Origin of the sequence: Nocardioides sp. NPDC087217, assembly GCF_044744805.1 — a bacterium.
Classification (GTDB): domain Bacteria; phylum Actinomycetota; class Actinomycetes; order Propionibacteriales; family Nocardioidaceae; genus Nocardioides.
In genome coordinates, this window is sequence record NZ_JBIUZB010000004.1 from 396,956 (window position 1) to 417,494 (window position 20,539).

Genomic DNA, 20,539 nt, shown 5'->3' on the forward strand with positions numbered 1-20,539 from the left:
CAATGCCTCGCAGCCTGAAGAAGGGCCCCTTCATCGACGACCACCTTCAGAAGAAGGTGGACGCCGAGAACGAGAAGGGCACCCACAACGTGATCAAGACCTGGTCGCGCCGCTCGATGATCGTGCCCGAGATGATCGGTCACACCATCGCGGTGCACGACGGTCGCAAGCACGTCCCGGTCTTCGTGTCCGACTCGATGGTCGGTCACAAGCTGGGCGAGTTCGCCCCGACCCGCACGTTCAAGGGTCACATCAAGGACGACCGGAAGGGACGCCGTCGATGACCACCACCGAACGGCAGCGCATCAGCGCCCGCCGCGACTCCCTGCTCGGCGACCAGCCGGGTGCCTTCGCGAGTGCCCGCTTCGTGCGGATCACCCCGCTGAAGGCACGCCGCGTCGTCGACCTGGTCCGCGGCCTGCCCGTCGACGAGGCTCTGTCCCTGCTGCAGTTCGCGCCGCAGGCAGCCTCCGAGACTGTTTACAAGGTTCTCGAGAGCGCCATCGCCAACGCGGTGACGACCGAGGGTCTGGACCGTGACGACCTCGTCGTCTCGGTCGCCATGGTCGACGAAGGTCCGACCATGAAGCGCTGGCGTCCCCGCGCCCAGGGCCGTGCGACCCGCATCAACAAGCGGACCTCGCACATCACCCTGGTCGTGCAGCCGGCCGACGTCGTCGAGAAGGGCGGTAAGAAGTAATGGGTCAGAAGATCAACCCGAACGGCTTCCGCCTGGGCATCTCGACCGACCACAAGTCGCGTTGGTACGCCGACAAGCAGTACAAGGAGTACGTCGGCGAGGACGTCAAGATCCGCAAGCTGCTCAGCAAGGGCATGGAGCGGGCCGGCATCGCCAAGGTCGAGATCGAGCGCACCCGTGACCGCGTCCGTGTGGACATCCACACCGCGCGTCCCGGCATCGTCATCGGTCGCCGCGGCGCCGAGGCCGACCGCCTCCGCACCGAGCTGGAGAAGCTCACCGGCAAGCAGGTTCAGCTGAACATCCTCGAGGTCAAGAACCCCGAGGTCGACGCTCAGCTGGTCGCCCAGGGTGTCGCCGAGCAACTCAGCGGTCGCGTGCAGTTCCGTCGCGCGATGCGCAAGGCCATGCAGACCACCATGCGCTCCGGTGCCAAGGGCATCCGGATCCAGTGCTCGGGTCGTCTGAACGGCGCGGAGATGTCGCGTACCGAGTTCTACCGCGAGGGTCGCGTGCCGCTGCACACCCTTCGCGCGGACATCGACTACGGCTTCTACGAGGCCCGCACGACCTTCGGCCGCATCGGCGTGAAGGTCTGGATCTACAAGGGCGAGGTCTCCGGATCGCGCGCCGAGCGTCAGGCCGCCCAGGCCGCCCGTGCGGGCGTCCCGGGTCGCGGTGGCAACGACCGTCGCGGTGGCCGCGGCGACCGTCCGTCGCGTGGCTCCCGTGGTGACCGCCCGAACCGCGCTGACCGCGCGGCGAAGACTGAGGCGCCGGCTGCCGCTGAGGCTCCCGCCGCCGAGACCACGTCCCAGGAGGGCTGACCCATGCTGATGCCCCGTCGCGTCAAGCACCGCAAGCAGCACCACCCGAAGCGCACTGGCGTGGCCAAGGGTGGCACGAAGCTGGCCTTCGGTGACTACGGCATCCAGGCGATCGAGGGTCACTACGTGACCAACCGCCAGATCGAGGCAGCGCGTATCGCGATGACTCGTCACATCAAGCGAGGCGGCAAGGTGTGGATCAACATCTACCCCGACGTCCCGCTGACCAAGAAGCCTGCCGAGACCCGCATGGGTTCCGGTAAGGGTTCGCCCGAGTGGTGGGTCGCCAACGTCAAGCCGGGCCGCGTCATGTTCGAGCTCTCCGGTGTCGACGAGAACACGGCCCGCGAGGCGATGCGCCGCGCGATCCACAAGCTGCCCATGAAGTGCCGTTTCATCACGCGAGAGGCTGGTGAGTTCTGATGGCTAACTCCCTGCAGGCGTTCGAGCTGGACGAGCTCACCGACGTCGACCTCGAGGCGAAGCTGCGCGAGGCGAAGGAGGAGCTGTTCAACCTCCGGTTCCAGGCGGCCACCGGCCAGCTGGAGAGCCACGGTCGGCTCCGCACCGTCAAGAAGGACATCGCCCGGATCTACACCGTGGTGCGTGAGCGCGAGCTCGGCATCCGCGTGGCCCCGGGCACCGAGACCACCGAGGAGGCCTGATCATGGCTGAGTCCACCACGGACACCACCGAGCGCAACACGCGCAAGGTGCGCGAGGGCCTCGTCGTCAGCGACAAGATGGACAAGACCATCGTCGTCGAGGTCGAGGACCGCGTGAAGCACCCGCTCTACGGCAAGGTCATGCGCCGTAGCAGCAAGCTCAAGGCTCACGACGAGCAGAACACCGCCGGCATCGGCGACCGCGTCCTGGTCATGGAGACCCGGCCGCTGTCCGCCACCAAGCGGTGGCGCCTCGTCGAGGTCGTCGAGCGCGCCAAGTGATCCTCGTCTCGTAAGAGACGGATCCGGCAGGCGGCAAACGTCGCCAAATTGACCAAAGGGCGCAGGTCCAGCGACCATTGTTCGCTGGGCCTGTGCCCATCAAATCCCATTACGTTCGGCAAGGCTCGACCGCCCTGGATGCGGTTGAGAACCAGCTCGACAAGGAGAAGTAATGATCCAGCAGGAGTCGCGACTCAAGGTCGCCGACAACACTGGTGCGAAGGAGATCCTTTGCATTCGTGTGCTCGGTGGTTCCGGTCGTCGCTACGCCGGCATCGGCGACACCATCGTCGCCACCGTCAAGGACGCTATCCCCGGTGGCAACGTGAAGAAGGGTGACGTCGTCAAGGCCGTCATCGTGCGCACCGTCAAGGAGCGCCGCCGCGCTGACGGCTCGTACATCCGCTTCGACGAGAACGCCGCCGTCATTCTCAAGAACGACGGCGAGCCGCGAGGCACCCGCATCTTCGGCCCTGTCGGCCGTGAGCTGCGCGACAAGAAGTTCATGAAGATCATCTCGCTCGCGCCGGAGGTGCTGTGATGGGTCGCTCGCACATCAAGAAGGGCGACACCGTCAAGGTGATCGCTGGTAAGGACAAGGGCGGCTCCGGCAAGGTGATCGCTGTCCTCACCCAGGAGGACCGTGTGATCGTCGAGGGCATCAACCTCGTCAAGAAGCACACCAAGGTCCAGGACCAGGGCGGCCGCGCCGGCACCACCGGCGGCATCGTGAACACCGAGGCCCCGATCCACGTTTCCAACGTCCAGCTGCTCGAGGGTGGCGAGCCGGTTCGCGTCGGCTTCCGCCGTGAGACGGTCCAGAAGCGTCGTCCCGACGGGTCGACGTACGCCGCCGAGCGCAGCGTTCGCATCTCGCGCAAGACCGGTAAGGACATCTGATCATGACCGACACCGCTGTGGCCCCGCGCCTCAAGACGAAGTACCGCGAGGAGATCGCCCCGGCCCTGCAGGCCGAGTTCGAGATCCCGAATGTCATGCAGATCCCCGGTCTGACCAAGATCGTCGTCAACATGGGTGTGGGCGAGGCTGCTCGCGACTCCAAGCTGATCGAGGGCGCTGTCAACGACCTGACCGCGATCACCGGCCAGAAGCCGCTGATCAACAAGGCGAAGAAGTCCATCGCGCAGTTCAAGCTGCGTGAGGGCATGCCGATCGGTGCGCACGTCACGCTGCGCGGCGACCGCATGTGGGAGTTCCTCGACCGCCTGCTCTCGCTCGCGCTGCCCCGCATCAGGGACTTCCGCGGTCTCAACGGCAAGCAGTTCGACGGCAACGGCAACTACACCTTCGGTCTCACCGAGCAGGTCATGTTCCACGAGATCAACCAGGACAAGATCGACCGCTCGCGGGGCATGGACATCACCCTCGTGACGACTGCCACCAACGACGACCAGGGTCGCGCGCTGCTCAAGGCGCTCGGCTTCCCGTTCAAGGAGAACTGAGATGGCGAAGACCGCTCTCAAGGTGAAGGCCGCCCGCAAGCCGAAGTTTGCGGTTCGCGGTTACACCCGCTGCCAGCGCTGCGGCCGCCCGAAGGCTGTGTTCCGCAAGTTCGGCCTGTGCCGTATCTGCCTGCGCGAGATGGCCCACCGGGGCGAGCTGCCCGGCGTCACCAAGTCCTCCTGGTGAGCGATCACCGTTCCAACCACTGACGTTGAAGGTCCTCATGACTGTGTGTCGTGAGGAAACCACTACGAGAAAGGGCCGTTCGGCCAATGACGATGACTGACCCGATCGCAGACATGCTCACTCGTCTGCGTAACGCCAACCAGGCGTACCACGATGCGGTTTCGATGCCGTACAGCAAGCTGAAGCAGGGCGTCGCTGAGATCCTCCAGCAGGAGGGCTACATCACCAAGTACGAGGTGCTGGAGCCCACCGAGGGCCAGGTCGGCAAGACCCTGTCGATCACCCTCAAGTACGGCCGCAACCGTGAGCGCTCGATTGCCGGCGTACGCCGCATCAGCAAGCCCGGTCTGCGTGTCTACGCGAAGCACACCGGTCTCCCGAAGGTGCTCGGCGGCCTCGGCGTCGCGATCATCTCGACGAGCCAGGGTCTGCTGACCGACCGCCAGGCGAACAAGAAGGGCGTAGGTGGGGAAGTCCTCGCCTACGTCTGGTAATCAGGGAAGGGAGAGAGAAGACATGTCGCGTATTGGCAAGCTCCCCGTCCCGGTTCCGGCCGGCGTGGACGTCACCATCGACGGCCAGGTCGTGAGCGTCAAGGGCCCCAAGGGCTCCCTGGCGCACACCGTGGCCGAGCCGATCACCGTCGAGAAGGGCCAGGACGACGAGGGCCGTGGCGTCCTCGACGTCAAGCGCCCCGACGACAGCCGGGACAACAAGGCCCTCCACGGCCTGTCCCGCACGCTGATCAACAACATGGTCCTGGGTGTCACCGAGGGCTACGAGAAGAAGCTCGAGATCGTCGGCGTGGGTTACCGCGTGCTGTCGAAGGGCCCGACCAAGCTGGAGTTCCAGCTGGGTTACTCCCACTCGATCGTCTTCGACGCGCCCGAGGGCATCACCTTCACCACCGACGGTCCGACCAAGCTCGGTGTCGTCGGCATCGACAAGCAGCTCGTCGGTGAGGTCGCGGCCAACATTCGCAAGCTGCGCAAGCCGGAGCCCTACAAGGGCAAGGGCGTTCGTTACGCCGGCGAGAACATCCGCCGCAAGGTCGGAAAGGCTGGTAAGTGATGGCCATCTCGCTGTCGAACAACAAGCACACCGCTTCCCGTGTCCGCTCGCGCCTGCGTCGTCAGGCCCGCGGTCGCAAGAAGATCGAGGGTACGCCGGAGCGCCCGCGCCTCGTCGTGACCCGGTCGGCCAAGCACATCACCGCCCAGGTCGTCGACGACCTGGCCGGCAAGACGCTTGCCTCGGCTTCGACCATCGAGGGCGACCTGCGGTCGGCCTCCGGTGACAAGACCGCCAAGGCCAAGCAGGTCGGCGAGCTGGTTGCGTCGCGTGCCAAGGCCGCTGGGGTGGAGACCGTCGTCTTCGACCGTGCCGGCAACAAGTACCACGGCCGTGTCGCCGCGCTCGCCGATGGCGCGCGCGAGGCCGGTCTGACCTTCTGATCGCAACGATCGAACGAGAGAAGAGGAAAGTCTGATGAGCGGAGCCCAGCGCGGACAGCGTGGTGGCGAGCGCCGAGGTCGCGACGACCGTCGCAACCAGAGCGCCGACAAGACCGCCTACATCGAGAAGGTCGTCGCGATCAACCGAGTTGCCAAGGTCGTGAAGGGTGGTCGTCGCTTCAGCTTCACCGCCCTTGTGATCGTCGGTGACGGTGAAGGTCTGGTCGGCGTCGGCTACGGTAAGGCGAAGGAAGTTCCCGCGGCGATCGCCAAGGGTGTCGAGGAAGCGAAGAAGCACTTCTTCCGCGTTCCCCGCATCCAGGGCACGATCCCGCACCCGGTGCAGGGTGAGAAGGCCGCTGGTGTGGTCCTTCTTCGTCCGGCCGCCCCTGGTACCGGTGTCATCGCCGGTGGTCCGGTGCGCGCCGTCCTGGAGTGCGCCGGCATCCACGACGTGCTGAGCAAGTCGCTCGGTTCGTCCAACCAGATCAACATCGTCCACGCGACGGTGGAGGCCCTCAGGATGCTCGAGACGCCTGAGGCTGTCGCCGCCCGCCGTGGTCTCCCCGTTGAGGACGTCGCCCCCGACGCGCTGCTCAAGGCGCAGGCCGAGGCTACGGCTCCCGCCGTGGAGGTGTCGGCCTGATGGCGCAGCTGAAGGTCCAGCAGAAGAAGGGCCTCGTTGGTCTCAAGCAGAACCAGCGAGACACCCTGCGTACGCTCGGTCTCAAGCGGATCGGCGACGTGGTCGTCAAGGAGGACCGCCCGGAGATCCGCGGCATGGTCCAGACCGTCCGTCACCTGGTGACGGTCGAGGAGGTCGACTGATATGGCACTCAAGGTGCACAACCTGGCGCCGGCTCCCGGTGCCAAGAAGGCCAAGACCCGTGTGGGTCGTGGTGAGGCGTCCAAGGGTAAGACGGCCGGCCGTGGTACCAAGGGCACGAAGGCCCGTTACCAGGTCCCCGCTTACTTCGAGGGTGGCCAGACCCCGATGCACATGCGACTCCCCAAGCTGAAGGGTTTCAAGAACCCCTTCAAGGTGGAGTTCCAGGTCGTCAACCTCGACAAGCTCAACGAGCTTTTCCCCGAGGGTGGCGTCGTCACCCCCGAGACCCTGATCGAGAAGGGTGCCGTCCGCAAGGGCCACCCGGTCAAGGTCCTGGGCCAGGGTGACCTGACCGTCAAGGTCGAGATCAGCGCCAACGCCTTCTCCGGCACTGCCAAGGAGAAGATCGAGGCCGCTGGCGGAACTGTCACGGTTCTCTGACAGTTCTACTAACGTAGAGCCTGTCACGTGGGAGCGCGGCCGGGTCGCCCCTTCGGGGTCCCGACCGCGCTCCCGCTGTTTCAGCCCTACGTGCAAGAACTGCCGTGGGGGCTGTTAGGCTGCCACGGGTTTTCGCATCGGCGCAGGCCCTGCGACCCCTGATTGTCGAAAGAGGAACCATTCGTGCTTGGCGCGTTCGCATCAGCGTTCCGTACTCCGGACCTGCGCAAGAAGCTGCTCTTCGTTCTCTTCATCGTCGTGATCTTCAGGGCTGGGTCCCAGATCCCGGCTCCTGGCGTTCACGTCGCGAACGTCCAGCAGTGTCTTGACGCGGCTCAGACCGGTGACAGCGCCGGCCTCTACAACCTGGTCAATCTCTTCTCCGGTGGCGCACTGCTGCAGTTGACGATCTTCGCGCTCGGCATCATGCCGTACATCACCGCGAGCATCATCCTGCAGCTTCTCGTCGTGGTGATCCCTCGCCTCGAGCGCCTCAAGAAGGAGGGCCAGGCGGGACAGACGAAGATCACGCAGTACACCCGCTACTTGACCCTCGGTCTCGCGGTCCTGCAGGCCACCGGCATCGTCGCGCTGGCCCGTTCCGGCGACCTGCTCCAGGGCTGCACCCAGCCGCTGCTGCACGACGACGGCACCGCCACCTTCCTGGTCATGGTCATCACCATGACCGCCGGCACCGCGGTCATCATGTGGCTCGGTGAGCTCATCACCGAGCGCGGCATCGGCAACGGTATGTCGATCCTCATCTTCACCCAGGTCGTCGCCACCTTCCCGGCCACCATGTGGGCGGTCAAGAACGACAAGGGCTGGTGGACCTTCGCGATCGTGATCGTCATCGGTCTGGCGATCATGGCGGCGGTCATCTTCATCGAGCAGGCCCAGCGCCGGATCCCGGTCCAGTACGCGCGCCGCATGGTCGGTCGCAAGATGTTCGGCGGCTCGTCGACGTACATCCCGCTCAAGGTGAACCAGGCCGGTGTCATCCCGGTCATCTTCGCCTCGTCGCTGCTCTACCTGCCGGCGATGGCGGCGCAGTTCAACCAGAACGCGCAGAACCCGCCGGCGTGGGTCGACTGGATCAACAACTACTTCGTCCAGGGCGACCACCCTGTCTACATGGCGACGTACTTCGCGCTGATCATCTTCTTCACCTACTTCTACGTGTCGATCACCTTCAACCCGCCGGAGGTCGCCGACAACATGAAGAAGTACGGCGGCTTCATCCCTGGAATTCGGGCCGGGAAGCCGACCGAGGACTACCTGTCCTACGTTCTGTCCCGTATCACACTGCCGGGCTCGCTCTACCTCGGTCTGGTTGCGCTCATCCCGCTGATCGCGCTGGCGCTCATCAACGCGAACCAGAACTTCCCGTTCGGTGGCACCTCGATCCTCATCATGGTCGGCGTCGCCCTCGACACGGTGAAGCAGATCGAGAGCCAGCTCCAGCAGCGCAACTATGAAGGGTTCCTCCGATGAGACTGATCATCATGGGCCCGCCGGGAGCCGGTAAGGGCACCCAGGCGAAGTTCATCGCCGAGCACTTCGAGATCCCGGCGATCTCGACCGGCGACATCTTCCGCGCCAACGTCTCCCAGGGCACGCCCCTCGGTGTCGAGGCCGCGTCCTACATGGACAAGGGAGAGTACGTCCCGGACACGATCACGAACCTGATGGTCCGCAACCGGATCGACGAGCCCGACGCGGCCCAGGGATTCCTGCTCGACGGCTACCCGCGCACGCTCGCGCAGGTCGAAGAGCTCGACGGGATGATCAAGTACACCGGCCACGCGCTGGACGCGGTGGTCGTGCTGACGGTCGACAAGGACGAGATCGTGCAGCGGCTGCTGCAGCGTGCCGAGCTCGAGGGTCGCGCCGACGACACCGAGGACGTCATCCGCCGCCGCCAGGAGGTCTACCTCGAGGAGACCGCGCCGCTGATCGAGGTCTACAAGGGCCGCGGCCTGGTCCACGAGATCGACGGCATGGGTGACGTCAACGACGTCACCAAGCGGATCTTCGACGAGCTCGACATCGTCCCTGAGTCCTGAAACAAATATCTTGTACGCAACGGGGGAGCAGTGGGCTTCTTGAACAAGGTCCAGATCAAGACCCCTGAGCAGATCGAGAAGATGCGTCGGGCCGGCCTCGTGGTCGGCGAGACGCTCGAGGTGCTCCGGGCCGCCGCGCGGCCCGGAGTCACCCTTCTCGAGCTCGACGCCATCGCCGAGGACTCGATCCGGTCCCGAGGTGGCGTCCCGTCGTTCAAGGGCTACCACGGCTTCCCGGGCTCGATCTGTGCCTCGGTCGACGAGGTCGTGGTCCACGGCATCCCCGGTTCCCGGGTGCTCCAGGACGGCGACATCATCTCGATCGACTGCGGCGCCATCGTCGATGGCTGGCACGGCGACGCCGCGATCACGGTGCCCATGGGCTCGGTGCCTGAGGAGGTCTCCGAGCTGATGCGCGTCACCGAGGAGTCCATGTGGCACGGCATCGCCGCTGCCCGCCTCGGCGGACGGGTCACCGACATCTCGCACGCCATCGAGACCTACGTCGACTCCCAGGGCGATTACGGCATCCTCGAGGACTTCAGCGGCCACGGCATCGGCACCGAGATGCACATGGAGCCGTCGGTGTTCAACTACGGCAAGCCCGGCAAGGGGCCGAAGCTGCAGCGCGGCATCGCGCTCGCCGTCGAGCCGATGCTCACCCTCGGTGGCCCCGAGGTCACCACCCTGGAAGACGACTGGACCGTCGTGACCGACGACGGCTCGTGGGCGGCCCACTTCGAGCACACTTTCGCGCTCACCTCCGACGGCGCCTGGGTGCTCACCGCGCTCGACGGCGGCGAGGAGATGCTCGGCAAGCTCGGGGTGCCCTGGGGCGGTCACTGAGCCGCGCATGACCGAGATCGTGCGCTACGCGGCAGTGGCCGAGGTCGACGCCGATCTCGGGCTGCTCTCCACCGCGGAGCGGGCGCGTCACGAGCGGCTGGTCGCCGATGCGGACAAGCAGGCGTACGCCGCCGCGCACGTCCTCGTCCGCGAGTGCGCCGCGGAGTTGCTGGGCACCGTGCGCGAGGAGATCGTGATCGAGCAGCGCTGCGCTCGCTGCGACAGCACCGAGCACGGAGCCCCGTCGGTGGCCGGTGCCGCAGCGGTCCGGGTGAGCCTCAGCCACACCCGTGGCCAGGTCGCGGCGGTGGCCGCCGGCCGACGCTGCGGCATCGACGTGGAGAAGGTCACGCGCGGTCCCGACCGGGCGCTCTCGCCGCGCGAGGCGGCCTGGGTGGCGGGACAGGAGGACGCTGCGTACGCGTTCACCCGGTTGTGGGTGCGCAAGGAGGCGTTGGTAAAGGCCGGCCACGGAAGCATGGCGGCGGCGCAGCGCCTCGACGTCCTCGCCGACGACGTCCCGGCGGGCCAGGTCGGGGAGGTCCGGCTCACCCAGTGGGAGGGCTCCGGATTCCTCGGCGCGGTCGCGATCTGTGCCGACATGTGGACCGAAAACTGATAGGAAACTGAACGATTCCCGCTTACCAACGCGTTTGACTAGCGGATATGCGACATCACCTATCAGTTGACAGAGAAAGGGACCTCGGCATCTCGCGTAGGGCACCCGACTGTGAGTAACTTGGTCAGCCCGCGGGGACAGAGAGAGCCCCGTACTCGGGAGGAAGAACCGGATGAGTACGCAGTTGCGACCACCAACGGCGGCGCGACCCAATCCATCAGCACGGACGCGGAGCGCGATCATCGACCGCCTCAGTCCTGAGGACATCGACATGTTCTGGGACCAGATCGCCACCTCGCTCCCGCTCGTCGAGGAGACTGGCGCCGGCGCCGCGGACCATGAGGTGATCGTCACCTTCTGCTGGCGCGATGACGAGGCCGAGGAGGTGCTCCTCTTCGCCAACAGGCTGACCGACGAGCGTCATCTTGCCGAGACGATGCTCGAGCGGAAGGAAGGCACCGACCTGTGGCACGCCTCGTTCCTGATGAAGGGCGACTGGCGGGCCTCGTACTCCTTCCTGTGCAAGCACCCCGGCGAGCCGGCCCCGTGGGAGAGCGAGGGTCAGGTCGAGCTGCGTGCCGTGCTGCACCGTGGCTACCTCGACCCGCTCAACCCCGACTGGTGCCACAACCGGCAGGGCGTCAAGCAGTCGGTCGTCTCCCTGCCCGATGCTCCGCTGCAGCCGTGGCTGTTCCGCCGCGACGACGTCGTCGCCGGCACCGTGACGCTGGAAGTGGGCCCCGACGGCCGCGACGTCTGGCTCTATGACCCCGCCGGCGCCGGTCTCAACGTCGATCTGCCGCTCGTGGTCGCCCTCGACGGTGAGATCTGGACCGACCACCACTCGCTGCCGACCACGCTCGACAACCTGATCGCAGACGGCCACCTCCGCCACGTACGCTGCGTCCTGCCCGCCTCCGGCGGCCGCGACAAGCGGTGGGAGGAGCTCGCCGGCGGCGAGGGTGCCGACTACATCGTCAACCAGCTGCTGCCGTGGGTGCGCGAGCGCCGTGCGGTCTCCGAGGAGACGTACGTCGTGGGTCAGAGCCTCGGCGGCGTCACCGCGCTGCGTGCCGGTCTCACCTATCCCGAGCACATCCACGGGGTCGCCAGCCAGTCGGCCTCGCTGTGGCTCGATGACCTCGCCGACGCTGTCACGGCGGAGGCGAAGACGCGTGTGCACCTGGCGCACGGCACTCAGGAGTGGGTCCTCGACGAGCTCCACCATGACCTCGTCGACCGTCTCCGTGCGGCTGGGATCGACGTCACGTCCGCCGAGCACAACGGTGGCCACGACTACGCCTGGTGGCGCTCGGCCGTCGCCGACGGCCTGCGCGCGCTGCTGCCGCCGGAATAACGGACGCCCCGGGGCGGGTTGAGACTTCACGTGAAGCTGAGCGTTCTCGACCTCGTCCCGGTCCGCAAGGACCAGTCCTCCGCAGATGCCCTGGCCGCGACGCTGTCGTTGGCGAAGGTGGCCGACGAGCTCGGGTTCGAGCGCTACTGGCTCGCCGAGCATCACAACATGCCCGCGGTCGGGTCGACCAACCCGCCGGTGCTGATCTCACTGGTGGCCGGCGCGACCGAGCGGATCCGGGTCGGGTCCGGGGGAGTGATGCTGCCCAACCACGCACCGCTGGTGGTGGCCGAGCAGTTCTCGCTGCTCGAGGCGGCGTTCCCGGGACGCATCGACCTCGGCATCGGCCGCGCGCCGGGGACCGACCCGGTGACCTCCTGGGCGCTGCGTCACGGCGCCGGTGGGGTGAGCGACGACGCGGTCAACCGCTTCCCGGAGTACCTCGACAACATCGTCGCGATGATGGCGCCGGAGGGCGTCGGGCTGATGGCCGGCGGCCGCCAGCACGTCCTGCACGCGACCCCGTCGGCTGCGTCGGTCGCCGAGCTCTGGCTGCTCGGCTCCTCGGACTACTCCGCGCGCCTGGCTGCCGAGAAGGGCCTGCCCTACGTCTTCGCCCACCACTTCGCGGGCAACGGCACCGACACCAAGGCGATGATCGAGCTCTACCGCTCGACCTTCCAGCCCTCCGAGCTCCTCAGCGAGCCGAAGACGTTCCTCACCGTGAACGCGAGCGTGGCCGAGACCGCCGAGGAGGCCGACCGCCGGGCGCTGCCCCAGCTGCTGACCATGCTGAAGCTGCGCACCGGCCAGCCGCTGACCGCGCAGCCCAGCATCGACGAGGCCGAGAAGACGGAGATCCCCGAAGCCCACCAGGGGCTGGTCGACACGATGCGTGGCCGTTGGATCATCGGCTCCGCCGCGTACGCGAAGGCCCGCCTGGCCGGGATGGCCAAGGAGTACGGCGTGGACGAGGTCATGGTGAACCCGGTTGGATCGGCGTACGAGGGCACGGACCCGCGCACCGCGCCGGCGCGTGAGGAGACGCTGCGCCTGCTGGCCGGCTGAGTTGGGCGGCCGCGTAGGATCGGGCCACCTCGTCGCGAGGTGACGGCGCGCCTGAGCCACTTGGGACGAGGGACCTAGGACACTGTCTGCTTCTGGGTGCGTAACTCTGCACTCGCGCACCGGTTGTGCCAGTCTGATCACCGCTCTGTTTCCTTCTCCACATTTGAAAGTGCCGCCTCATGACACGCTGGAGCCTGCGCTGGTTGAAGCGCCGGGGGCCCCAGACTGCGACGCTCGCTGAGCAGTCAGATCCGGGTCTTGCTCGCTCATTCCCTCCGACCGGGGGTCAGGCCGTGCCTTTTCCGCCGGTGCCACCGAACCCCGCCATGCCACAGATCTCCTCCACGCCACCACCCCTACAGGTGGAAGAGGACGAGGCCTGGCCCGAGATCATGGAGCAGTTCGGGCTCCACCTGATCAGTCTGGCCGAGCAGATGCGGATCTCGCTCGACGGCCTCGAGGCCGACGAGGACGACCCCGACCGGCTGAAGCAGCTCTATGAGGTGGACCATGCCGTCACCCGCATGCGGCGCGCGAGCCGCGACCTGCGTACGCTCGCCGGCCGCGCCGAGGACGAGATGGGCGGCATCGACACCTCGCTGCTGGACATCATCCGGATGGCGCTGTCGGGCATCGAGCGCTACAACCAGGTCACGATCGGCCGGGTGAGCGACCTCGCCGTCATCGGCTACGCCGCCGACGATGTCTCCTGCCTGATCGCCGCGCTGCTGGACAACGCGACCAAGTACTCCCCGGGTGCGGTGACGGTCAACGTCCACCTCGCCGACGCCGGGGACGTGCTGTTCCGCATCGAGGACACCGGCATCGGCATCCCGGAGCGGTCGGTGGGCCGCCTCAACGCGCTGCTGGCGGGCCCGATCGTGGAGCTGGTCAGCAAGTCCGGGAGCCACACCGGCTTCCCGGTGGTGCACAGGATCGCCCGCAAGTACGACATCGACGTACGCCTCGCCACCCGCCCCGCGCCCGGCAACGGGATGATCGCGATGGTGACGGTGCCGGCCCAGCTCCTCTGTGAGGTGCCGGTCACCCCGCTCGAGCCGGCCGAGCTGCCGAGGGCCTCGAGCGCGAGCAGCGTCGCGGTCCTGCCTCCCGCCCCGCGGCGGCGTGGACCCCAGTCCGTGACGCAGCCGGCCGCCCAGCCGGTTCGGCGCGAGATGCGACCGTCCTCGCTCGAGCCGTTGCGACGGCCGACGCCGCCGGCCGAACAGGTTGCGCCGCAGACCGGGCAGCAGCCCGTGGTGCACCAGCCTGTGCAGCCGCCGGCGGCGCAGTTCGCACCGGCGCCCAGCGAGCAGCCGTCGCCGGATCTCGCCACCGACACGATGAAGACGTCGATCCCGCTCCCTGGCGAGACGGATGGGACGGATGAGACGAATGAGGCCTCCGTGCCCGCTGAGCAGAGCAGCCCAGTAGAGTCAGGTGCGCTCCCGCGCCGGGAGCCGGTCAGCCTGCGCAGCAAGCCGGCCGTGCCCGAAGCAGCCGTTGGACCGCAGATGGATGAGTCCTCGCCCGAGGACCAGTCGGCGGCCCGGCACTCCTTCGCCGACGATCTCGACGCGTTCTCCCTTGGTAGCTAAGACCCAGCAGTGAAAGGAACCCTTTCGTAATGGAAAGCCCGGTCGTCCCCCGCGACCCCAAGGAATTCAGCTGGCTGATCGACAACTTCGCCAGCTCCACCCCCGGTGTGACCCATGCGCTCATCGTCTCCTCCGACGGACTCCCGCTGATCGGTGCCGGTGGCATGTCCGCCAACGTCGCCGACCCGCTCGCCGCGATGACTGCCGGAGTGATCAGCCTCGGCAACAACATCGCGCGCGAGGTGGGCGAGCCCGGCTGTGACCAGGTGATGCTGAAGTTCCACACCGGTCACTTCCTCTTCATGGGCATCGGTGACCTCGCGGGCTTCGCCGTCCTCGTCGGCGCCGGCGCGAACCTGGGCGTCGTCGCCCACAAGATGGCCCAGATGGTCGACGCCGTCGGCCACGTACTCACTCCCCAGATGCGCGACGAGCTGCGCCAGATGACGGTCAGCTCGATGGCGGGAGAGCGCGCGTGAGTTCGAACCCGTGGGTGCGTCCTTACGTACTGACGGGAGGCCGCACCAAGACCAACCACCAGCTGTACGTGCACACGCTGGTCTCGGCGGCGCACTTCGACGCGCGCGCGGCCGCCAAGCTGACGCCCGAGTCGCGCCGGCTCTACGACCGCGTACGCCTCGGGCCACAGTCGGTCGCGGAGCTGTCCGCACACTGCGGGATCTCGCTCGGGGTGACGCGCGTGCTGCTCGAGGATCTTGCCTCGACCGAGCACCTGCAGATCAATGAGGGGGCTTACGACTCCCCGTTCGACCACCGTCTGTTGAAGAGAGTTATCGATGGCCTTTCCGAGCTCGGCTGACCGCCCGGCACTGACCGTCACCTCTGCAAAGCTCGTGATCGCAGGAGGGTTCGGCGTCGGGAAGTCGACCCTGGTCGCCTCGGTCTCAGAGATCCCGCCGGTCAACACCGAGGCGTGGATGACGCAGGCCGGTGAGTCGGTGGACCCGCTCTCGGACGCGAGCGCCAAGACGACCACCACGGTCGCGATGGACTTCGGCCGGGTCACCCTCGCCCCCGACCTGCTGCTCTACCTGTTCGGCACCCCGGGCCAGCCCCGGTTCTGGCCGATGTGGGACGACCTGTGCCGCGGTGCCAGCGGTGCCGTCGTACTTGTCGACACCCGCCAGCTCGACGCGTCCTTCCCCGCGGTCAACTACTTCGAGAACGACAGCGACGTCCCGTTCATCGTGGCGGTCAACCTGTTCGACGGGAAGCTGACCCACTCCCTGGAGAAGGTGCGCGACGCGCTCTGCCTCGACGAGCGGACGCCACTGGTGACCGTGGACGCCCGCGACCGCAGGTCGACGGCCAAGACGTTGGTCGCCTGCCTGTCGCACACGATGAAAACCACCCCCACACGCGCCTGAGCCCGGAGGCGTACCCACTCCGAAGGAGTTTCATTGCGCAAGATCCTGATCGTCGGCGCCGGACAGGCGGGCATGCAGCTCGCTCTCAGCCTCCAGGCCGAGGGCTACGAGGTGACGGTCATGTCCGCGCGTACGCCCGATGAGCTGCGCGACGGCTGGCCGATGTCGACGCAGGTCATGTTCGACCCTGCGCTGCAGTACGAGCGCGTCTACGACCTCAATCTGTGGGAGGACGAGGCGCCCCGCATCCCTGCGGTCGGCATCTCGGTCAGCCCGGAGCCCGGAGTCCGCGCGCTCAAGTTCGACGGGCCCTGGGAGCCGTACGCCATGTCCGTCGATCAGCGCCTGAAGATGTCCTCCTGGCTGGAGCTGTTCGAGGACCGGGGCGGCCGGATCATCTACCACCCGGTGATGACCTCCGACCTGGCCGGCCTCGCGTCGATGTACGAGCTGACCCTGATCGCGGCCGGCAAGGGCGAGATCGTCGAGCTGTTCGACCGCGACCCGGTCCGGTCCAAGTACGACACCCCCGGCCGTGCGCTCTCGGCGATCTACCTCCACGGCATGGCCGAGCCCGACGACTTCCCGGCCGGGAGCATGCGGATCAACGTCGCGCCCGGGGTGGGGGAGCTGTTCGTGATCAGCGCCCTGACCCAGTTTGGGCCGAGCCGGGTCGCGTTCGTCGAGGCCATCCCCGACGGTCCCTTCGACTGCTTCTGGGATCGCCCCCGCCCCGACGAGCACCTGCGCCGGCTGCAGCACGTGATGCTCGAGCACATGCCGTGGGAGGGCGAGCTGATGCGCGACTGCGAGCCCACCGACGCCCGCGCCTCGCTCTCGGGCGCCTTCACCGGCACGATCCGCAAGCCGTACGCCGAGGTCGCGGACGACACCTTCGTCTTCGGCATGGGTGACGTCGTCGTGGTCAACGACCCGATCGCGGGGCAGGGCTCCAACAACGCCGCCCACTGCGCCGGGATCTACACCCAGGCGATCCTCGAGCGCGGCGACCGGCCGTTCGACCCCGAGTGGATGCAGGCGACCTTCGAGACCTTCTGGGAGACCCGTGCCCAGCACTCGACCGGCCTGACCGACGCGCTGCTCAACCCGCTTCCCGACCACGTGCAGCAGGTGCTCGGCGCGGCCACGCAGCACCAGGCGGTGGCGGACCGGTTCACCCGGCTCTTCCCGCACCCCGAGGACCTCGGACCGTTCCTCGGCGACCCGGAGGCGGCGCTCGCGTACGTCGCGGAGGTCGCTCAGGCGGACGCGGCCGCCCGGGCTTGACGATTAGGGCATTGCTGTTCTAGGGGTCTAGGCTTGGTATTCGGTCCAACGTGGGTCTGTCTCGTCGTGCCTCGCGGCTGCCCGGTCAGCGCGCTTCTGTGCGCTCGCGGGTGAGACATGCAGATGGCTTCACGAGGTCCACTCCGAGTTTTCGGAGAGGTTCCCGGACCGCCCGCGGGTCATCCGATCCGTGGTTTGAACGGTAGATGACCGACCAACAGATTGCAGAGGGCATGCCGAAGAAAGAAGGCGTGATCGAGATCGAGGGCACCGTAGTGGAGGCCCTCCCCAACGCCATGTTCCGTGTGGAGCTGAGCAACGGACACAAGGTTCTCGCCCACATCAGCGGCAAGATGCGACAGCACTACATCCGGATCCTTCCTGAGGACCGCGTGGTGGTGGAGCTGTCTCCCTACGACCTGACGCGCGGTCGGATCGTCTACCGGTACAAGTAACCAGCCGACGATCAAGAAAGGGCTGACATGAAGGTCAACCCGAGCGTGAAGAAGATCTGTGACAAGTGCAAGGTGATCCGTCGCCACGGCCGCGTCATGGTGATCTGCGAGAACCCGCGCCACAAGCAGCGCCAGGGCTGAGCCCAGCTCGCAGCAACAACTGAATATTCGCATCGAGTCGCTAGGACGCTGAACCAGATTTCTGGAGTCCGAAGTCACCTCCGGAGCAGAGGCCGGAGCCCGAGGGTGCCACCCCGGGGCGCGACCCGACCGACACCTCTGTCGAAACGTAAGGAACACAATGGCACGCCTCCAAGGTGTTGACCTTCCGCGCGACAAGCGCGTGGAGATCGCTCTCACCTACATCTACGGCATCGGCCGTACCACCTCGCAGAAGCTCCTCGAGGCCACCGGCGTCAACCCGAACACCCGGGTGCACGCTCTGGCTGAGGACGAGCTGGTCAAGCTCCGTGACGAGATCGAAGCCCAGGGCATCCAGACCGAGGGTGACCTCCGTCGTGAGGTCCAGGCTGACATCCGCCGCAAGATCGAGATCGGCAGCTACCAGGGTCGCCGCCACCGTCAGGGCCTTCCGGTCCGCGGTCAGCGCACCAAGACCAACGCGCGCACCCGCAAGGGCCCGAAGCGCACCGTCGCCGGCAAGAAGAAGGCCAAGTGATCCGACGCCTGTACCGGAACTTTCCGGGCAGCGTTGATCCGGCTTTCGCCTCGATCTCACAGACCAGCCAACACAGGAGTTAATGCATGCCTCCGAAGACCCGACAGGGTGCGACGAAGGTTCGTCGCAAGGAGAAGAAGAACGTCGCTCAGGGCGAGGCCCACATCAAGAGCACGTTCAACAACACGATCGTCACGATCACCGACCCGACCGGTGCGGTGATCTCGTGGGCCTCGGCCGGCACCGTCGGTTTCAAGGGCTCGCGTAAGTCCACCCCGTTCGCCGCTCAGATGGCCGCCGAGGCCGCTGGTCGCCGTGCGATGGACCACGGCATGAAGAAGATCGACGTCTTCGTGAAGGGCCCGGGCTCGGGCCGCGAGACCGCGATCCGTTCCCTGGGTGCGATCGGCCTCGAGGTCGGCACCATCCAGGACGTCACGCCGGCCCCGCACAACGGTTGCCGTCCGCCCAAGCGCCGCCGCGTTTGATCCCCACCGAGACATAGAAGGAGACTGAAGAGTAATGGCCCGTTACACCGGACCCATGACCCGCAAGTCGCGCCGTCTCGGTGTCGACCTTGTCGGCAACGACGCGGCGTTCGAGAAGCGCCCCTACCCTCCCGGCCAGCACGGCCGCGGCCGCATCAAGGAGAGCGAGTACCTCCTCCAGCTTCGTGAGAAGCAGAAGGCTCGCTTCACCTACGGCGTGATGGAGAAGCAGTTCGCTTCCTACTACGCCGAGGCCCACCGTCGCGGTGGCAAGACTGGTGACAACCTGCTCCAGCTGCTCGAGGGCCGCCTGGACAACGTCGTCTACCGTGCCGGCTTCGCCCGCACCCGCCGCCAGGCCCGCCAGCTGGTCGTTCACGGCCACTTCCTGGTCAACGGCAAGAAGGTCAACGTGCCTTCGTTCCAGGTCTCGGCTCACGACGTCATCGACGTTCGCGAGAAGTCGCTGGAGATGACCCCGTTCATCGTGGCTCGCGAGACCCACGGCGAGCGCGTCGTCCCGGCCTGGCTCGAGGCTGTCCCGAGCCGGATGCGCATCCTGGTTCACCAGCTCCCCGTCCGGGCTCAGATCGACGTCCCGGTCCAGGAGCAGCTGATCGTCGAGTACTACTCGAAGCTCTGATCAGCCCCACGCAGTAACCACGGTGAGTCCCCGGCGTTCAAACTTCACAGAAGACGTACGCCGGGGCCTTGCCGCCCCCACAGCCTTCCGTCATCACCCCTTGAAGTTCGGGTCCGTCAAATAGCGGTCGGCCCGGAAAGGACAAATCAGTGCTTATCGCACAGCGCCCCACCCTGTCGGAAGAGTCCGTCGAGGAGTTCCGCTCCCGCTTCGTGATCGAGCCCCTCGAGCCGGGCTTCGGTTACACGCTGGGCAACTCTCTTCGCCGCACCCTGCTCTCCTCGATCCCCGGTGCTTCGGTCACCTCGATCAAGATCGACGGCGTCCTCCACGAGTTCTCGACCATCGAGGGCGTCAAGGAAGATGTCACCGAGATCATCCTCAACCTCAAGGGTCTGGTCGTCTCCTCGGAGCACGACGAGCCCGTCACCATGTACCTGCGCAAGTCCGGTGCCGGTGACGTCACCGCCGCCGACATCGCGCCGCCGGCCGGTGTCGAGGTGCACAACCCCGACCTGAAGATCGCGACGCTGTCTGACAAGGGCAAGATCGAGCTCGAGCTCGTCGTCGAGCGTGGCCGTGGCTACGTCTCCGCCGTCCAGAACAAGGGCGCCGAGAACGAGATCGGCCGCATCCCGGTCGACTCGATCTACTCGCCGGTCCTCAAGGTCAGCTACAAGGTCGAGGCCACCCGTGTCGAGCAGCGCACGGACTTCGACAAGCTCGTCATCGACGTCGAGACCAAGCCGTCCATCGCTCCCCGCGACGCGATCGCCTCGGCCGGTAAGACCCTGGTCGAGCTCTTCGGTCTGGCCCGCGAGCTGAACGTCGACGCCGAGGGCATCGACATCGGCCCGTCGCCGGTCGACGAGCAGCTCGCCGCCGACCTCGCCCTCCCGGTCGAGGACCTGCAGCTGACCGTTCGTTCCTACAACTGCCTCAAGCGTGAGGGCATCCACACCGTGGGTGAGCTCATCTCGCGCTCGGAGCAGGACCTGCTCGACATCCGTAACTTCGGCGCCAAGTCGATCGACGAGGTCAAGCTGAAGCTGCACGAGATGGGCCTGTCCCTCAAGGACAGCGCTCCGGGCTTCGACCCGTCCGCCGCCCTCGCCGCCTACGGCGACGATGACGACGACGCGTTCGTCGAGGACGAGCAGTACTGAGTTTCCACCAAAACCGCCCCGTGAGGGGCGTC

The 20,539-nt window shown here is 66.8% G+C and carries 33 protein-coding genes; all 33 read left to right on the forward strand.

What is annotated here, in order from left to right; translation table 11 throughout:
- The first annotated feature begins 2 nt into the window (after positions 1-2).
- The 33 genes from rpsS (at position 3) to ACIO3S_RS20195 (ending at position 20,507) form a co-directional block, all read left to right on the forward strand.
- Positions 3-284, forward strand: coding sequence for a 30S ribosomal protein S19 (gene rpsS / locus ACIO3S_RS20035; protein WP_008361004.1), 282 nt, complete (start codon positions 3-5; stop codon positions 282-284).
- Complete coding sequence (rplV, locus tag ACIO3S_RS20040; RefSeq protein WP_160027010.1) at positions 281-700, forward strand: 50S ribosomal protein L22; 420 nt, start codon at positions 281-283, stop codon at positions 698-700. The genes rpsS and rplV overlap by 4 nt, the downstream gene beginning before the upstream one ends.
- A complete protein-coding gene (gene rpsC, locus ACIO3S_RS20045) occupies positions 700-1,527 on the forward strand; it encodes a 30S ribosomal protein S3 (RefSeq protein WP_008361007.1) in 828 nt (275 codons plus the stop codon). The genes rplV and rpsC overlap by 1 nt, the downstream gene beginning before the upstream one ends.
- A 3-nt stretch (positions 1,528-1,530) precedes the next feature.
- Positions 1,531-1,950, forward strand: coding sequence for a 50S ribosomal protein L16 (gene rplP, locus ACIO3S_RS20050; protein ID WP_008361009.1), 420 nt, complete (start codon positions 1,531-1,533; stop codon positions 1,948-1,950).
- Complete coding sequence (gene rpmC / locus ACIO3S_RS20055) at positions 1,950-2,192, forward strand: 50S ribosomal protein L29 (protein ID WP_008361011.1); 243 nt, start codon at positions 1,950-1,952, stop codon at positions 2,190-2,192. The genes rplP and rpmC overlap by 1 nt, the downstream gene beginning before the upstream one ends.
- Positions 2,193-2,194: 2 nt before the next feature.
- On the forward strand, positions 2,195-2,473 hold the full coding sequence (gene rpsQ / locus ACIO3S_RS20060) for a 30S ribosomal protein S17 (RefSeq protein WP_091052388.1): 279 nt from the start codon (positions 2,195-2,197) through the stop codon (positions 2,471-2,473).
- A gap of 172 nt (positions 2,474-2,645) precedes the next feature.
- Positions 2,646-3,014: a 50S ribosomal protein L14 gene (gene rplN, locus ACIO3S_RS20065; protein WP_008361015.1), complete on the forward strand. Its 369-nt coding sequence runs from the start codon at positions 2,646-2,648 to the stop codon at positions 3,012-3,014.
- Positions 3,014-3,373 (forward strand): 50S ribosomal protein L24, encoded by a 360-nt coding sequence (gene rplX / locus ACIO3S_RS20070; protein ID WP_141806214.1) that lies wholly within the window; start codon positions 3,014-3,016, stop codon positions 3,371-3,373. Before rplN ends, rplX begins: the two co-directional genes overlap by 1 nt.
- A 2-nt stretch (positions 3,374-3,375) precedes the next feature.
- Positions 3,376-3,936: a 50S ribosomal protein L5 gene (gene rplE / locus ACIO3S_RS20075; RefSeq protein ID WP_091052391.1), complete on the forward strand. Its 561-nt coding sequence runs from the start codon at positions 3,376-3,378 to the stop codon at positions 3,934-3,936.
- 1 nt (position 3,937) lies between these two features.
- On the forward strand, positions 3,938-4,123 hold the full coding sequence (locus ACIO3S_RS20080; RefSeq protein WP_017932844.1) for a type Z 30S ribosomal protein S14: 186 nt from the start codon (positions 3,938-3,940) through the stop codon (positions 4,121-4,123).
- Positions 4,124-4,209: 86 nt separating this feature from the next.
- Positions 4,210-4,617 (forward strand): 30S ribosomal protein S8, encoded by a 408-nt coding sequence (rpsH, locus tag ACIO3S_RS20085; RefSeq protein ID WP_040755997.1) that lies wholly within the window; start codon positions 4,210-4,212, stop codon positions 4,615-4,617.
- A gap of 22 nt (positions 4,618-4,639) precedes the next feature.
- Positions 4,640-5,194, forward strand: a complete 555-nt coding sequence (gene rplF, locus ACIO3S_RS20090; RefSeq protein WP_378817831.1) for a 50S ribosomal protein L6 — start codon at positions 4,640-4,642, stop codon at positions 5,192-5,194.
- Complete coding sequence (rplR, locus tag ACIO3S_RS20095; RefSeq protein WP_008361025.1) at positions 5,194-5,577, forward strand: 50S ribosomal protein L18; 384 nt, start codon at positions 5,194-5,196, stop codon at positions 5,575-5,577. Before rplF ends, rplR begins: the two co-directional genes overlap by 1 nt.
- 34 nt (positions 5,578-5,611) lie before the next feature.
- A complete protein-coding gene (gene rpsE / locus ACIO3S_RS20100) occupies positions 5,612-6,223 on the forward strand; it encodes a 30S ribosomal protein S5 (RefSeq protein WP_160027014.1) in 612 nt (203 codons plus the stop codon).
- Positions 6,223-6,405 carry a 50S ribosomal protein L30 gene (gene rpmD / locus ACIO3S_RS20105; protein WP_008361029.1) on the forward strand — a complete coding sequence of 61 codons (183 nt, stop codon included), beginning with the start codon at positions 6,223-6,225 and terminating at the stop codon, positions 6,403-6,405. Before rpsE ends, rpmD begins: the two co-directional genes overlap by 1 nt.
- A gap of 1 nt (position 6,406) precedes the next feature.
- A complete protein-coding gene (gene rplO / locus ACIO3S_RS20110) occupies positions 6,407-6,847 on the forward strand; it encodes a 50S ribosomal protein L15 (protein ID WP_091052397.1) in 441 nt (146 codons plus the stop codon).
- Positions 6,848-7,030: 183 nt separating this feature from the next.
- Positions 7,031-8,341, forward strand: coding sequence for a preprotein translocase subunit SecY (gene secY, locus ACIO3S_RS20115; RefSeq protein ID WP_160027016.1), 1,311 nt, complete (start codon positions 7,031-7,033; stop codon positions 8,339-8,341).
- Positions 8,338-8,913, forward strand: a complete 576-nt coding sequence (locus ACIO3S_RS20120) for an adenylate kinase (RefSeq protein ID WP_400467380.1) — start codon at positions 8,338-8,340, stop codon at positions 8,911-8,913. The genes secY and ACIO3S_RS20120 overlap by 4 nt, the downstream gene beginning before the upstream one ends.
- A gap of 30 nt (positions 8,914-8,943) precedes the next feature.
- Positions 8,944-9,759 (forward strand): type I methionyl aminopeptidase, encoded by an 816-nt coding sequence (gene map / locus ACIO3S_RS20125; protein ID WP_350840758.1) that lies wholly within the window; start codon positions 8,944-8,946, stop codon positions 9,757-9,759.
- Between the two features lie 7 nt (positions 9,760-9,766).
- Positions 9,767-10,378 (forward strand): 4'-phosphopantetheinyl transferase family protein, encoded by a 612-nt coding sequence (locus ACIO3S_RS20130; protein WP_400467382.1) that lies wholly within the window; start codon positions 9,767-9,769, stop codon positions 10,376-10,378.
- 271 nt (positions 10,379-10,649) lie between these two features.
- The gene (locus ACIO3S_RS20135) at positions 10,650-11,735 is read left to right on the forward strand and encodes an enterochelin esterase domain-containing protein (RefSeq protein WP_400467384.1); all 1,086 of its coding nucleotides are present in this window, start codon (positions 10,650-10,652) and stop codon (positions 11,733-11,735) included.
- A 30-nt stretch (positions 11,736-11,765) separates the two neighbouring features.
- Positions 11,766-12,803: an LLM class flavin-dependent oxidoreductase gene (locus ACIO3S_RS20140; protein ID WP_400467386.1), complete on the forward strand. Its 1,038-nt coding sequence runs from the start codon at positions 11,766-11,768 to the stop codon at positions 12,801-12,803.
- 326 nt (positions 12,804-13,129) lie between these two features.
- Entirely contained in the window at positions 13,130-14,401 is a 1,272-nt protein-coding gene (locus tag ACIO3S_RS20145) for an ATP-binding protein (RefSeq protein WP_400467388.1), read from the forward strand.
- Between the two features lie 29 nt (positions 14,402-14,430).
- Positions 14,431-14,880: a roadblock/LC7 domain-containing protein gene (locus ACIO3S_RS20150; RefSeq protein WP_091052410.1), complete on the forward strand. Its 450-nt coding sequence runs from the start codon at positions 14,431-14,433 to the stop codon at positions 14,878-14,880.
- Positions 14,877-15,221, forward strand: a complete 345-nt coding sequence (locus ACIO3S_RS20155; protein WP_160027031.1) for a DUF742 domain-containing protein — start codon at positions 14,877-14,879, stop codon at positions 15,219-15,221. The genes ACIO3S_RS20150 and ACIO3S_RS20155 overlap by 4 nt, the downstream gene beginning before the upstream one ends.
- Positions 15,222-15,255: 34 nt before the next feature.
- Positions 15,256-15,789 carry a GTP-binding protein gene (locus tag ACIO3S_RS20160; RefSeq protein WP_400467548.1) on the forward strand — a complete coding sequence of 178 codons (534 nt, stop codon included), beginning with the start codon at positions 15,256-15,258 and terminating at the stop codon, positions 15,787-15,789.
- 33 nt (positions 15,790-15,822) lie between these two features.
- Positions 15,823-17,076, forward strand: coding sequence for a styrene monooxygenase/indole monooxygenase family protein (locus ACIO3S_RS20165; RefSeq protein ID WP_400467391.1), 1,254 nt, complete (start codon positions 15,823-15,825; stop codon positions 17,074-17,076).
- 233 nt (positions 17,077-17,309) lie between these two features.
- Positions 17,310-17,531, forward strand: coding sequence for a translation initiation factor IF-1 (gene infA / locus ACIO3S_RS20170; RefSeq protein ID WP_011757309.1), 222 nt, complete (start codon positions 17,310-17,312; stop codon positions 17,529-17,531).
- 27 nt (positions 17,532-17,558) lie between these two features.
- Positions 17,559-17,672 (forward strand): 50S ribosomal protein L36, encoded by a 114-nt coding sequence (gene rpmJ / locus ACIO3S_RS20175; RefSeq protein WP_008361054.1) that lies wholly within the window; start codon positions 17,559-17,561, stop codon positions 17,670-17,672.
- Positions 17,673-17,832: 160 nt separating this feature from the next.
- Positions 17,833-18,210, forward strand: a complete 378-nt coding sequence (rpsM, locus tag ACIO3S_RS20180) for a 30S ribosomal protein S13 (protein WP_008361056.1) — start codon at positions 17,833-17,835, stop codon at positions 18,208-18,210.
- A gap of 86 nt (positions 18,211-18,296) precedes the next feature.
- Positions 18,297-18,698, forward strand: coding sequence for a 30S ribosomal protein S11 (gene rpsK, locus ACIO3S_RS20185; RefSeq protein ID WP_091052417.1), 402 nt, complete (start codon positions 18,297-18,299; stop codon positions 18,696-18,698).
- Positions 18,699-18,732: 34 nt separating this feature from the next.
- Positions 18,733-19,341 (forward strand): 30S ribosomal protein S4, encoded by a 609-nt coding sequence (rpsD, locus tag ACIO3S_RS20190; RefSeq protein WP_160027044.1) that lies wholly within the window; start codon positions 18,733-18,735, stop codon positions 19,339-19,341.
- 149 nt (positions 19,342-19,490) lie between these two features.
- Positions 19,491-20,507 (forward strand): DNA-directed RNA polymerase subunit alpha, encoded by a 1,017-nt coding sequence (locus tag ACIO3S_RS20195; RefSeq protein ID WP_008361061.1) that lies wholly within the window; start codon positions 19,491-19,493, stop codon positions 20,505-20,507.
- Positions 20,508-20,539 lie beyond the last annotated feature (32 nt).